Origin of the sequence: Paraburkholderia sp. RL17-373-BIF-A (assembly GCF_046030175.1) — a bacterium.
Lineage (GTDB): Bacteria > Pseudomonadota > Gammaproteobacteria > Burkholderiales > Burkholderiaceae > Paraburkholderia.
Map to the genome: position 1 here is coordinate 110,569 of NZ_JARESO010000009.1, position 12,431 is coordinate 122,999.

The 12,431-nt window shown below is 58.5% G+C and carries 9 protein-coding genes; 3 read left to right on the top strand and 6 right to left on the bottom strand.

Annotation, left to right across the window (positions count from 1 at the left end; genetic code table 11):
* Positions 1–61 precede the first annotated feature (61 nt).
* The gene (locus P0D80_RS13705; RefSeq protein ID WP_408176270.1) at positions 62–457 is read left to right on the top strand and encodes a DUF779 domain-containing protein; all 396 of its coding nucleotides are present in this window, start codon (positions 62–64) and stop codon (positions 455–457) included.
* A gap of 4 nt (positions 458–461) precedes the next feature.
* On the opposite strand, the gene eutC is transcribed toward P0D80_RS13705, so the two are convergent.
* From eutC to eat, 3 genes are read right to left on the bottom strand one after another with little or no spacing between them, the layout of a single operon-like run.
* Positions 462–1,259: an ethanolamine ammonia-lyase subunit EutC gene (eutC, locus tag P0D80_RS13710; RefSeq protein WP_408284508.1), complete on the bottom strand. Its 798-nt coding sequence runs from the start codon at positions 1,257–1,259 to the stop codon at positions 462–464.
* On the bottom strand, positions 1,256–2,650 hold the full coding sequence (locus tag P0D80_RS13715; RefSeq protein WP_132376442.1) for an ethanolamine ammonia-lyase subunit EutB: 1,395 nt from the start codon (positions 2,648–2,650) through the stop codon (positions 1,256–1,258). Before P0D80_RS13715 ends, eutC begins: the two co-directional genes overlap by 4 nt.
* A 43-nt stretch (positions 2,651–2,693) precedes the next feature.
* On the bottom strand, positions 2,694–4,097 hold the full coding sequence (eat, locus tag P0D80_RS13720; protein ID WP_132376443.1) for an ethanolamine permease: 1,404 nt from the start codon (positions 4,095–4,097) through the stop codon (positions 2,694–2,696).
* A gap of 259 nt (positions 4,098–4,356) precedes the next feature.
* On the opposite strand from eat, the gene P0D80_RS13725 reads away from it, so the two are divergent.
* Together P0D80_RS13725 and P0D80_RS13730 are read left to right on the top strand one after the other, a co-directional pair.
* Positions 4,357–5,223 (top strand): AraC family transcriptional regulator, encoded by an 867-nt coding sequence (locus P0D80_RS13725; protein WP_408284513.1) that lies wholly within the window; start codon positions 4,357–4,359, stop codon positions 5,221–5,223.
* A 297-nt stretch (positions 5,224–5,520) separates the two neighbouring features.
* Positions 5,521–6,852 carry a formylglycine-generating enzyme family protein gene (locus tag P0D80_RS13730; protein ID WP_408284516.1) on the top strand — a complete coding sequence of 444 codons (1,332 nt, stop codon included), beginning with the start codon at positions 5,521–5,523 and terminating at the stop codon, positions 6,850–6,852.
* Between the two features lie 16 nt (positions 6,853–6,868).
* Here P0D80_RS13730 and P0D80_RS13735 read toward each other — a convergent pair whose 3' ends face one another.
* From P0D80_RS13735 to P0D80_RS13745, 3 genes are all read right to left on the bottom strand, one after another.
* Positions 6,869–9,121 (bottom strand): hypothetical protein, encoded by a 2,253-nt coding sequence (locus P0D80_RS13735; RefSeq protein WP_408284519.1) that lies wholly within the window; start codon positions 9,119–9,121, stop codon positions 6,869–6,871.
* A gap of 72 nt (positions 9,122–9,193) precedes the next feature.
* Positions 9,194–11,878, bottom strand: coding sequence for a type VI secretion system Vgr family protein (locus tag P0D80_RS13740; RefSeq protein ID WP_408284522.1), 2,685 nt, complete (start codon positions 11,876–11,878; stop codon positions 9,194–9,196).
* A gap of 249 nt (positions 11,879–12,127) precedes the next feature.
* Positions 12,128–12,415 carry a PAAR domain-containing protein gene (locus P0D80_RS13745; protein ID WP_408284524.1) on the bottom strand — a complete coding sequence of 96 codons (288 nt, stop codon included), beginning with the start codon at positions 12,413–12,415 and terminating at the stop codon, positions 12,128–12,130.
* Positions 12,416–12,431: the final 16 nt, after the last annotated feature.

Sequence of the window (12,431 nt, forward strand, 5' to 3'; positions counted from 1 at the left end):
CGCGTTCGTGTTCGAGCGGGCCGCATTGCGCGGCTCGCTCTTTTTTCTGCGAGGGCATGTGATGGCCGATGAGAAAGAAGTCGCCCGCGTGATCGCAACGCCTGCCGCTGTCGAGTTGATCGACAAGTTGCGCGCCGAGCATGGCGAGGTGCTGTTCCATCAATCCGGTGGATGCTGCGACGGCAGCGCACCAATGATGTTTCCTCAGGGTGAGTTCATGGTCGGCTCGTCCGATGTCAAACTCGGCACGATTGCGAGCGTGCCGTTCTACATGAGCGAATCGCAGTTCGAGTACTGGCAACACACGCAGTTGATCATCGACGCTGTGCCGGGAAATGGCGGAATGTTTTCTTTGGAGCGGCCCAGCGGATTGCGGTTCTTGACGCGCTCCCGTCTTTTCGAGGATGAAGAGAATGCGTGGCTGGAAACGCATCCGGTCGAGCGTGTCGATGCCTGATCGTTTACGTTCCGCTCAAGTTTGAATCGTCGCTGACGGCGGGTGCCGATGGTGTACCTGCCAGCAGCGCATCGCTGTCGTCTTTCAGGCCGACGCCGGTCAGACCCAGAAGCCTTGCATGCGTCAGCAGATAGTGCAGCTTGTGCGCGGCTAACGGATAGTCGAGTCCTTCGGGACGCACATTCGAAATACAGTTGCGTTGCGCGTCGCTACAGCCCACTTTCGGCGCGTACGTAAGATAAATTCCGAGGCTATCGGGCGAACTCAAACCCGGCCGCTCACCGATCAGCATCACCACCAGTTTCGCATTCAGCAACTCGCCAATCTCGTCACCCAACGCGACGCGCGCCTGACGCGCGACCACGACCGGGCCGATCTTCCAATCCGCGAGACGGGGAACGACGGCTTGCAGCAGCGGGATCGATTGCTTCGATGCGGCGAACGCCGAAAGACCATCGCCGATCACGAAGACCACTTCCGGCGAATCGTTCGGAACCGCTGCCAGCGCCACGCGACTCTCTTCCGATAAACGACGCCCAAGATCGGGACGCCGCAAATAGTGCTCGCGATCCGGCGCGGCGCTATGTACGTCGAGCGTCTTGAAGTTTTGCGCGCGCAATTGCTCGTGCAACACGTCCGTGTCCAGCGGATGATGCACAGCGTCGCGCGCCTGCGCGTGCGACAGGTTGAACGCGAGCAGCGGCGCGGTCGGCAAGCTATTGCCCGCGCGGCCCAACGCGATGCGCGCGTTGGTGAACTGCCGCAGCGCGTTCCACGGATTCTTTTCGAGGAAGTCGCTCATGCGATGCCCATCCAGTCGCGCGCCCCTTCCAGCAAGGGTTGTTGCGTCGATGCGCTGAGCAACGCGCCGCGGGCGTCGGTGATCTGCATCGACTCCAGCCATTCTTCGAATTCCGGCGCGCGGCGCAAACCGAGTACATCCCGCACGTAAAGCGCGTCATGGAAGGACGTGCTTTGATAGTTGAGCATGACGTCGTCGGCGCCGGGAATGCCCATGATGAAGTTGATGCCCGCCACGCCGAGCAGCGTGAGCAGGTTGTCCATGTCGTCCTGATCGGCTTCGGCATGGTTCGTGTAGCAGATGTCGCAACCCATCGGCACACCGAGCAGTTTGCCGCAGAAGTGATCTTCGAGACCGGCGCGTGTGATCTGCTTACCGTCGTACAGATACTCCGGCCCGATGAAGCCGACCACCGTGTTCACCAGGAACGGATTGAACTTGCGTGCAACTGCGTAGGCGCGCACTTCGCACGTCTGCTGGTCCACGCCGAAATGCGCATCCGCCGACAACGCGCTGCCCTGGCCGGTTTCGAAGTACATCAGGTTATTGCCGACCGTACCACGCTTTAACGAGAGTCCCGCTTCATACGCTTCTTGCAGCAGCGCGAGCGAAATGCCGAAGCCCGCGTTCGCTTTCTCCGTGCCCGCAATCGACTGAAACACCAGATCGACCGGCGCACCTTTTTCAATTGCGGCAATCGTATTGGTGACGTGGGTCAGCACGCACGATTGCGTCGGCACCTGATAGCGTTGGCGGAAGTCGTCGATCATCAGCAACAACTTGGTGATCGCGGCGAGATTGTCGCTGGCCGGGTTGATGCCGATCATCGCGTCGCCGCAACCGTACATCAGGCCGTCGAGCATCGAGGCGGCGATGCCTTTGACGTCGTCGGTCGGATGATTCGGTTGCAAACGCACCGACATGTGCCCCGGTAAACCGACCGTGTTGCGAAAGCGCGTGATCACCGGACGTTTGCGCGCCGCCGCGATCAGATCCTGATTGCGCATCAGTTTGGACACCGCGGCGACCATCTCCGGCGTGAGGCCCGCGGTGATACGCGTGAGCGCGTCGGCATCGGTCGTGCTGCTCAACAGCCAGTTGCGAAAGTCACCGACTGTGAGGTGAGATATCTCAGCGAATGCCTGCGGCGAATGATCGTCGATCACGAGACGCGTGACTTCGTCGCTTTCATAGGGAATCAGCGCTTCGTTGAGGAAGGTGCGCAGCGGCACTTGCGCGAGCGCCATCTTGGCCGCGACGCGTTCTTCCTCACTCGCTGCCGCCACGCCCGCGAGCTGGTCGCCGGAGCGTTGCGGGCTGGCCTTCGCCATCAGGGTTTTCAGATCGGCAAAGCGATACGTGCGGCTGCCGATCGTCTCGGTGTAGCTCATCTTTACGACTCCATCGCCGCTGCTCGCGCAGCGGCTCGATCCGTCATTCCTCGAGCAAGGCGTCCGCCGGCGCGGCTTCGCGTTGATGGCGCGTCATCAGGAAGTAGACGTAGCCCAGCGCGAGAAAGATTGCGAACACGATCGCCACCAGAAAATTGAAGTAGACCATCGTCGCCAGACAGATGACCGCGGCCACCAGCGCGAACGCCGGAAAGACCGGAAACAGCGGCGCGCGGAACGGTCGCTCCATGTTCGGCTCGGTGCGGCGCAGCTTGAACAGCGACAACATGCTGATGATATACATCACGATAGCCCCAAATACGGACATCGTCACGATGTTCGCCGTCAGCGTCTGGCCGCCGAACTGGATCAGCTCGTCGCTGTAGATCGCCGCGATGCCGACCACGCCGCCCGCAATGATCGCGCGATGCGGCGTCTTGAAGCGCGGGTGCACCTTCGAGAGCCACTCCGGCAGATAGCCGGCGCGCGCCAGCGCGAAGATTTGCCGCGAATAGCCGAGGATGATGCCGTGAAACGACGCGACGAGTCCGAAGAGACCCAGCCACACCAGCATATGCATCCAGCCGCTATGTTCGCCGACGATGAATTTCATCGCCTGCGGCAGCGGATCGTTGATGTTCGACAGCTTGGTCCAGTCGCCTGCCGCGCCGGCAAACACCATCACGCCAATGGCGAGCACCACCAGCGTCAGAATGCCTGCGACGTAGGCAATCGGAATCGAGCGCTTCGGGTTTTTGGCTTCTTCGGCGGCCATGGCCACGCCTTCGATCGCGAGGAAAAACCAGATTGCGAACGGAATTGCCGCGAACATCCCGTGAAACGAGCCCATGCTGAAGGTGTCGGCACCGGACCAGCCGCCTTTGGTGAAGTTCGACCACTGAAAACCCGGCGACACGACGCCCATGAAAACCAGCAGTTCGAAAATCGCGAGCAGCGTCACACACAACTCGAACGCCGCGGCAATCTGCACACCGACGATATTCAGCGCCATAAAGATGAGATACGCGCCCATCGCCGCGTGTTTCGGTTCGAGACCCGGAAACTGCACGTGCAGGTACGCACCGATCGCGAGCGCAATGGCCGGCGGTGCAAACACGAATTCGACAAGCGTTGCCGCGCCGGCCAGATAACCGCCGGTTGGGCCGAACGCGTGGCGAGCGTAGGCGAACGGGCCGCCCGCGTGCGGAATCGAGGTGGTGAGTTCCGTGAAACTGAAAATGAACGTCGTATACATCGCGGCAATGAAAATCGCCGTGATGACGAAGCCGAGCGTGCCGGCGCTCGCCCACCCATAACTCCAGCCGAAATACTCGCCGGAAATGACGAGACCGACCGCGATGCCCCACAGTTGCCACGTGCCGAGCGTCTGCTTCAACTCGTGATGCGTGACTTTGCCGACGTGCTGATTCTTGGACTCTGATTTCATCGGGAGCTCCCTGATGGTGCCGCCGGCTCGACGCCGCAAGGCTTTGCGGTGCATTGGGCGGACAGGCTTCAGCCGATAGTAGTGAGCCATTATTCGAAGTGTTATCGAAATTCGGCAAAGTTCTGGCGGCGTAGTGTCAGTGGGTGCTTAATTGCGCGTCGCGTTAAGGGTGAAGTTCGCAGGATTTGGTAAATGGGGACGTGGTACTTTCGTTCGCATCCGTTCGACAATTTTTGTGCTCATTTGGTGTTCACCAGCCATGACCGAATCAGGTAATCGAGCTCCCTATGAAACCCGGCTCGGCCGCGTGCTCGACCATATTTACGATCATCTCGAAGAGCCGCTCGACATCGGTCGTCTGGCGGAAATTGCCTGTCTGTCGCCGTACCACTGGCACCGGATTTATCAGGCGATGTATGGCGAGACGGTGGCCACCACGGTGCGGCGTTTACGGCTGCATCGCGCGGCCGGCTATCTGGCGAACGGTTCCATGCCGATTGCGGAAATTGCCGAGCGCTCCGGCTACAGCAGTCTGCAATCTTTTTCCCGCACTTTTCGCGCGGCGTTTGGCATGCCGCCGGCGCAGTATCGCAAGCAAGGCACCCATAGCCGGTTTCGGCCGGCGCTATCAGGAGACGATCAAATGACGATGCGTGAAGTGGTGATTCGTCACGTGGAGACGATGGCGGTTTTGTCGGTGGATCACGTTGGACCGTATATGCAGATCGGCAAGGCGTTCGACGCGCTGTTCGGCTGGCTCGCAAAACACAATTTGCTCGCGGCTGAGATGCGCATGATCGGCGTTTACTACGACGACCCTGGCGTTGTTGCGGAGAGTGAGTTGCGGTCGAAGGCTGGGGTGTTGTTGCCGCATCCGGTTCAGGCGTCCGTGACGGTGAGTCCGCCGGTTTCCGTGGCGCATGTGAAGGGCGGTGAGTATGCGGTGTTGCGACATCAAGGACCGTATAGCGATATGCGTGCCGCGTATGAGTGGTTGTACGGGACGTGGCTCGTGCAGTCCGGGCGAGAAGCGGCCGACGCGCCGGTATTCGAGGAGTATCTGAATAGCCCGAAGGATACGGCGCCAGCCGATCTCATCACGGAGATCTGTTTACCGCTGGTTTGACGGTTTGCCTGCCCGGTGCTCGCTTGTGCAGCGTGCTGCGCGGATGCTTCTCTGGTTTTTATAGTCTTTGTATATGTATACGTAGTAATAGTTAACAAGCCTCGCATCTTTCTGTGGATAACTTGAAACTTCGTTTACGGATCAACGCACTGCGGAATCGATAACCCTGCGGAGCGTGCGCGCACAGGAACACGGAGCCAGGGAAAACTTTTGTGCGACCTGGCGACGTCGCGTTTTTATCAAGGTTCCACCCACAACGTGTTAGACGGCTTGTACAAAAGTTGTCCAGAGGGGGCTGTGGATAACTTTGGGCGCGTGGCGTCGCGCAACCGCATCGCGTTGGTCCGGCGTGAACTGCGCTGCGCCCGTCCGTTCGACGACGCGACCGTCAGATTGTCGCCATCCGTCTATGGCGAAAAGTCGCTTCGTACTGCCAATGCATTGACAAGCTCCGGGCGGCTCGCTTATTGTCGCCACGCGGGGCGGCTGGTCAAGCACGCCTCTCAGTTGAAATCCACTCGGCAAGTCACACTGTTTTCATTGCACTACTATCTGCGGACTTGCTTCGAACGGGCGCATCCGAGTCCTTGGTTGATCGATGCATCTTGTATCGAAACTCGACCCGACTTGTTGCAATTGAAAATGTCGAAAGCTCCGGATCGAACTTATAATCCATTAGCCATCCGCCCGGAGATTGAACGCATGCATTTGCCATTGCCAAAGTTCGTTAAGCTTACAGTTGTCCCGCTGACGGTATTCGCATTTTCTTTCCCGGCATGCAGCCAGACTGGCCAATCTCCTGAAGTCACAGCACTCGTCAAAAAATCGCTCGCGGATATGATTTTCGTGAAGGGCGGGACCTTCACGATGGGAGATTTCGGTCCGCAAGTGACACCGGAAAAACTTCCATTTACGTCGCAGCAGGAAAACAAACCTGCTCATTCGGTGACGCTGGATAGTTTTTCGATCAGCAAGTACAAGGTCACGTACGCAGACCTCGATATCTATACCGCTGCGACGGGCAAATCATCGTGGCCGCAAGACAAAGCGGATCGGCAATACAGGGCCGCCGACCACCCGGCCGGCGTTCCGTGGCAGATGGCCAAAGATTATTGCGAGTGGCTTGGCAAGCAAAGCGGCGCGCCGGTCGATCTGCCTACTGAAGCGCAATGGGAATATGCCGCCCGTTCGGGTGGCAAGCCGGTCATTTTCGGAACGAACAACGGCAAGTACGAAGCGGATCACAACCTGCCATCCGCCGATACGGTCGAGCAGAAGTACACGCCTGATACCGCCGTTTCACAATATGTTTATCCCGTCGGCAAATATCCGCCGAACGCCTTGGGTCTTTACGACATCGGTGTCGACGGTCGAGACTGGGTCAACGACTGGTTCGCCCCGGACTACTATGAACACTCACCGGCCAAGAATCCCACGGGACCGGCGAGCGGGACCATGAAAGTGATTCGTGGCGCGGAAGGCGACAACTCCGAAACCGCCATGACGGTTTATCGCTACAAGGCGCCGCCTGCCGGTTACGTCATCAAAACCAAGGACGGGCGCACGTTAGGACCCACGGCTGTCACGCTGACCTTCCGCTGCGCGGTGCAAAAGACCAGCCCTCTGTGAATTTCGCGGCGCGCCGTCAGACCACCCGCACGTCCGGCATGTTGTCGTAAAACGGGTGTCTGCCCACGGCAGCCTGGAACTGGTAATCGGTCGAGTCGACCTGCGCGACGGCATAGCCAGGCGTGGGGTCGACTTTCAGCATCGCTTGCAGGCTGTCGTAGTAATCGTCAATTTCTTTCCCGTCTCCCGCAGGAGCGCTCGTCAGCGACATCTCGAGAAATTCCTTTAGCTGTTGTCGCCGCACAGTAATGTCGCCGGAGCGCCCCTGCGGATGGATGTGCTGGACGACGTTGTTCAGATCGTGCTTGGTGTGCGACCACTTGAGGATCTGCTTAACAGCATCCTTGCGATTCCCGTACCACCGACCGTACTTGTGATTAGCCATGTCGATGCCATCCGTCGCGTACCAATGGCGAGTCAACTGATAGATCATGATGCCCTTCGCTTCGGGCGTCGCGTACTGGAGCATCCATGGATTGCTGAGAACGCGGTTCATCAATTGCACGCGTGCGGCCTCTTTCTCGTATTCCTCGATGAGGTCCGTGAAAAGCCTGTTTATTTCATCGACTTCCTGACCGACGGTGGAGGCCAGATCCTGAATGCCTTGAATGACCATCACCTGAATATGTGAGAAGGCGTTAAAGGCGGTCGTTTCGACGAACTTCAACTTTTGGAAGTTCGCGTGATAAAGCTGGTAGAAGAACCATTTGACGAATTCAGCAATGCGCAGCGCGTCGACCGACACCTCGATGTCGCCTTTCGCTCCCACGCCCAGGCATAGTCCGGCCTTCGCCTTGATTCTGAAACGGCCCGCCGCGTAGCTCACGTCGAGCATGCAGGTAAGTCCGGCGCCCGCCATTGCGGTGATGGTATCGCCGACCTTGGCGAATGGTTTGTACTTCCCACTCGGCCCTTGCTTCGCTGGCTCCATCCACTCGAGCGCGCCTTCGAGCGACAGATCCGCGCGCGCACCGGCGAATACGTCGAGGTCGGCATTCGCGCTTGGATCGACTGGCTTGCCACCTACCTTGATTTCGCGTTGCTTCGTAGTGGGGTTGTCGACCGCTGCGCCGTACAGACCCAGGTCTTTGCGCTTTTCGTCGCGATAGTCGACGACGACGCCCAACTGCGCGACCATACTTGCGCCCACCATCCCCGACAAGCCGAGTTCACACTTGAATCGAACCGCACCGAGCGGATAAGTCTTGCCGTCATCGCCGTCCAGACTCCACATCCAGCCGGCGATGTCCGGATAGTAGAACGCGCCGGAAACCTTGCCTTCGGCGATAGCGAATTCGGCCTGCGCCGACGCCTTGATGGCCACGCGGCCCTTTTGCGGTTGCCACTCCGTGTCCAATCCCGCGCCAGCCAGATACCGCATCAACTGCGCTTTGGCCTCGATGCTGACGTTGTTGCCGAATGCGGTCTGCTTGGGTTTCTCCGTCTCTTTCTTCTCGCCCTCACCACGTTCCGCCGGTTCCTCCGCGCCAGCGCTGTAACTGAGATCCTTGTTCCACTCTTCCGCCCAAGCGAAAAGCGTCCCCGTCACATGCTTCTCGACGATCTCCGAGGACACTTTGGTCTTTTCGTACAGCTGCGACTTGATCTTGCTCTCGCGATTAATGAGCACGCCTTCTTTCAGCTTATCGACGTCGATCTTGTACTTGCCGTTCGCATTTTTCTTGATGAAGCTTTTCGCACCGGTTTCTTTTTCTTCCTTGCGGCCCTTCATGTCTTCGAAAGCAGCGGGCCCGAATTTATGCCAGCCCGCCTTGATCTTGTTCGAGCGTACGTAGTGGAGTTTGTACTTGGCGAACTTGACGGATTTTTTTCCATCGCCGTCGATATGAATCGGGATCAACTCGACCATGGTGAGGTCTTTGCTATCCAGCTTGCTGAGCGGCTCCAGTTCCTTTTTTAACGCCTTGTGCGCAGTCTCGCGTTCCTTGAGGGCATCGTCGACGGCGGCCTTGTGCGCCTCACCGGCGCGCGGATCGGACATATGCTTCTGTACGTCCTCGGCATAGGCCTTCAGCACCACGTCGAGCTTCTCATTCGCCTTGTGAAATTTGTCGACGCGGTCATGCAGCAGATTGCATTCGCTTTGCAGACCGCTGACGTCCTCCGCCGGCACGAGAATGAATTCTCCCGTCTCGGGCCGGAAGTAGAGCATGGGCGCCGGATCGTGCGGCACGTGCACGAGACTGTCGGGTGTCGTGTTAGTGGTGCCGTTGCCGTCTGGCGCGTGACTTGTGCTCGGAGCGTTCATGGATGTCGGTCTGCTTGAATGGGCGAAAGAATCAGCGCACCCAAAGGATGCGCGCGTACTCGTTGGCCGGAATCAGGTATCGAGGAAAACTTTCAGGGCACTCGGCGTGCTCGTCATGATGCGCGAGGTGAGACCCTGTTCATCGGTCATGCCCTCGAACACCTTGCCTTCCGCAGTCTCGACGCGGTAGCGCACGTAGGGGGCGGCCTCGCCGGTGTGCTTGTCGTGAATCTTGAACTGCTCGTTGTACGGGCCTTCGCCGGAGGGGAGCGCGGGCGGCTTGCTCGACAGGCTCGTGGGCCCGGCGAAGGAATGGCTGCTGCCTTTGATATCGATTTTTCCCGGCGCGTGGATTTCGATGTTTCCGTCTTTCAGGCGGATGTACGCGCCGCCACTCGTCAACAGGATGTCCTGCTTGGCAACGACCTCGATTTTTTCCGTCGCCGATAGCAGCTTCAGGCTCTTTTGCGCGGTGATTTCGATGTTGTCGGACTGGGCCTGGATTTCGACTTTGCCCTTCGCCGCGAACAGCTTCATGCCCGCGTTCTGAACGAACAGACTGATTTTTTCGCTGACGCTTGCCAGCAGTGATTTGCCGGTTGCGATATGTGTGCTCTGACCACTGACCAGATTGACGTGCTCGTTTGCCGCGATATGAACCGACTTCTGCGTTGACATCGCGATGCCTGCAGGCGTTGCGAACAGCATGATCGGTTCCTTGAATGCGTTCGCGCTGCCGGTGCCGCCACCGGCTGTATTGCCTCCGCTGCCTGTCGCCCCCGAGACGCTGTTCTGCGTGGCGTCGGTGAAGGACTTCAGCGAGTCGTAGCCATCTTTCAGGCTCTCGGCCTGATGCGTTTCGCTCGCCTGGCTGAGCGACTCGATCACGCTTTCCGAATTGACCAGCTGGCTGCCCGCTTCGCGTGTATCGAGCGGCTGGCTCGCTGCGCCGGTTGTCTGATGCGTCGAGACGTACATGCCTTGTGCAGCTCGCACTGCACCGTATGCGTCCGACTTCAAGTCGAAACCGCTGCCCAGATAGGCGCCGCGCGCGTTGCCGGTTTGCGCGATCAGATAGCCGAGATGCAGTTGCGAGTTAGCGCTGCTGCTGTACATCTGCACGCGGTTCTGGCCGGTGGCATCGTCCATCACCATCTGGTTGTAGCCGCTGCCCTGGTATTCCTTGGACTTGTAGCCGGAGAGAATACCGTTCGAATGCCAGTCCGGCGTTTTCGCGCCGTTGTAGACGCGACCGGTGACAATCGGTCGATCGCAGTCGCCGTCGAGGAACGAAATGATCACTTCCTCGCCGATGCGCGGGACGTGCACTCCACCGTGCCCTCCGCCGGCATTCGATTGGGAAACACGTACCCAGCAGGAGGCGTTCTCGTCGCCGGGATTCAGCCGGTCCCAGTGCATCTGGACTTTGACGCGGTTCAGGGAGTCGGTGAAAACCTCTTCGTTTTGCGGTCCCACCACGGTCGCCGTCTGCATGTGCATTTTCGGCTTGTGATGTTCGAGCGGACTGCGGAACGGGATGGCCTTGCGTTGGGCTTCAATCGTTGCCATGAAGAAGCCTTCGCCGCCGTCCGTGGCTTTGACGATCAGCGCTGGATCGCTGGCATGCTGCGCACGGACCGTAGAGATCGTTTGCTTCAGGCTATGTGGGAAATCCGTCGTGCCGCTCGAGACCGGCAGGTTGTTCTCCACGATCCAGTCGACGGCGATCACCGCAAACTGCCGATCCTGCTGGCTACCCGTACTGTGCTCCGGATGGTCCTGCAGTTCGAACCAGCGGCCGGCGTCGACACGACGCACTGCACCCACGCCGTGGAAACGCTTCGCGCGCGATTCCCACTCTTCCATTCTCACTTTCGAGAGCTGATCACCGCGGTCCTGCTTGCCGTACGTGTAGGCGCCTGTGTATTCGTACACTTCGGCCTGCTGCGGCAGGTCACCCTGGGTACCCAGCGTCGGGATCGTGGTGCCTTTCGGATTCGACCCGGTGGACGGCGACTTGTAGTCGAACGTGCGCGTAGTGAGCGAAGTACTTTGCAGCGTGCGCGTGCCGCTCCATTGCACGAAGGCATCGGTTTCGCTGTTGGTGCCCGAGTGGTAGAAATCCACCGTTTGCGGCGAAAGCGGTTGCAGGGTAGCGATATCGTCGGTAACGGCCAGCGTGTGCGATTTGCCGTCGGTAGCCTGTTCGAAATAGCCGAACAGGCCTTCCGTTTCCATCAGCCTTTGACAGAAATTCCAGTCATCCTCGAATTGCACGCAGAATGAACGCTGCGGCAATGGGTTTCTCAAGCTGAAGCGGAAAGCACCCTGCGCCTGCGGATGCATATTGAATACATCCGTGAGAATTTCATCGACGGTTTTATCCTGCCAGATGCGTGCATCTTTTCTGAAGCGCAGAAAATGCATCCATGAGACAAAGCCGATCTGATAGCTGGTAATCGCGCTGTCGGAGCCTAAACGACGGGCGGTATGGACATAACCGTGGTGCGGGGCATACGACTGGTCGGTTTGCTGGATCCACAGCGTGACAGGCTGGGCGATCAGCCTCTTGAGTTCGATATTGTCGGTGGTTGAAACCGTATCCAGCGTGAATTCGTAATTACGGCCGATACGGGAATAGCCCACCAGCCTCTGTGGCAAAAGGACGTTCGCGCCCAGTGGTGTATCGAGTTTAAGCAGACGGTCACTCTGCAACAACCCGCCTTTAATTGCCGCGATAATGTCCTGCGCGCCCATACCGCCTCTTTTTATGCAATTCGCGCCCCCGCGCTATCGCGCGATAATACAAAAGATCAGACGTTTACCGCAATCGATTCAATGGAAACAAATGTTAAATCGGAATTTGTTCCGCGCCAATTCGACACGCGCACGAATTCGGTAAAAATAGCGTGCATGCCTGTAAATGGCCCGGCAGCGATATTCTTTCGCTCCTTTTTACTGAGCCTCGTTGCGGATTAGGTTGACCACGGATACACCGGTGATTCGCTAGGCATCGACGGACATCATCTGCTGCGACGACACCAGTCGCGGCGGCGGATGGCAACCGCATATACAGAGATCGTCGCTCAAGGCTGCATGCCTTCCGTCCGGTGCGGTCATGATCTGGCGCGGTCCATCGCACTGTATCTTCCCCCTTGTATTGCAAGCGGGACATGCAACCGGATCTCCTTCGTGGGCGACGTCTTTGTCGCTCAATTGAATGGAGGTGGGAACGGCTTGAACAACGCCATTGGCGGTCGTCTTGTCGCCGTTCAAAACCAGATATCGTTTCATGTTATCTCTGGGAGCT

Excerpts from the sequence above, each read along its gene's own strand:
- P0D80_RS13705 (WP_408176270.1), top strand. The coding sequence starts at position 62 with ATGGCCGATGAGAAAGAAGTCGCCCGCGTGATCGCAACGCCTGCCGCT.
- eutC (WP_408284508.1), bottom strand. The coding sequence starts at position 1,259 with ATGAGCGACTTCCTCGAAAAGAATCCGTGGAACGCGCTGCGGCAGTTC.
- P0D80_RS13715 (WP_132376442.1), bottom strand. The coding sequence starts at position 2,650 with ATGAGCTACACCGAGACGATCGGCAGCCGCACGTATCGCTTTGCCGAT.
- eat (WP_132376443.1), bottom strand. The coding sequence starts at position 4,097 with ATGAAATCAGAGTCCAAGAATCAGCACGTCGGCAAAGTCACGCATCAC.
- P0D80_RS13725 (WP_408284513.1), top strand. The coding sequence starts at position 4,357 with ATGACCGAATCAGGTAATCGAGCTCCCTATGAAACCCGGCTCGGCCGC.
- P0D80_RS13735 (WP_408284519.1), bottom strand. The coding sequence starts at position 9,121 with ATGAACGCTCCGAGCACAAGTCACGCGCCAGACGGCAACGGCACCACT.
- P0D80_RS13740 (WP_408284522.1), bottom strand. The coding sequence starts at position 11,878 with ATGGGCGCGCAGGACATTATCGCGGCAATTAAAGGCGGGTTGTTGCAG.
- P0D80_RS13745 (WP_408284524.1), bottom strand. The coding sequence starts at position 12,415 with ATGAAACGATATCTGGTTTTGAACGGCGACAAGACGACCGCCAATGGC.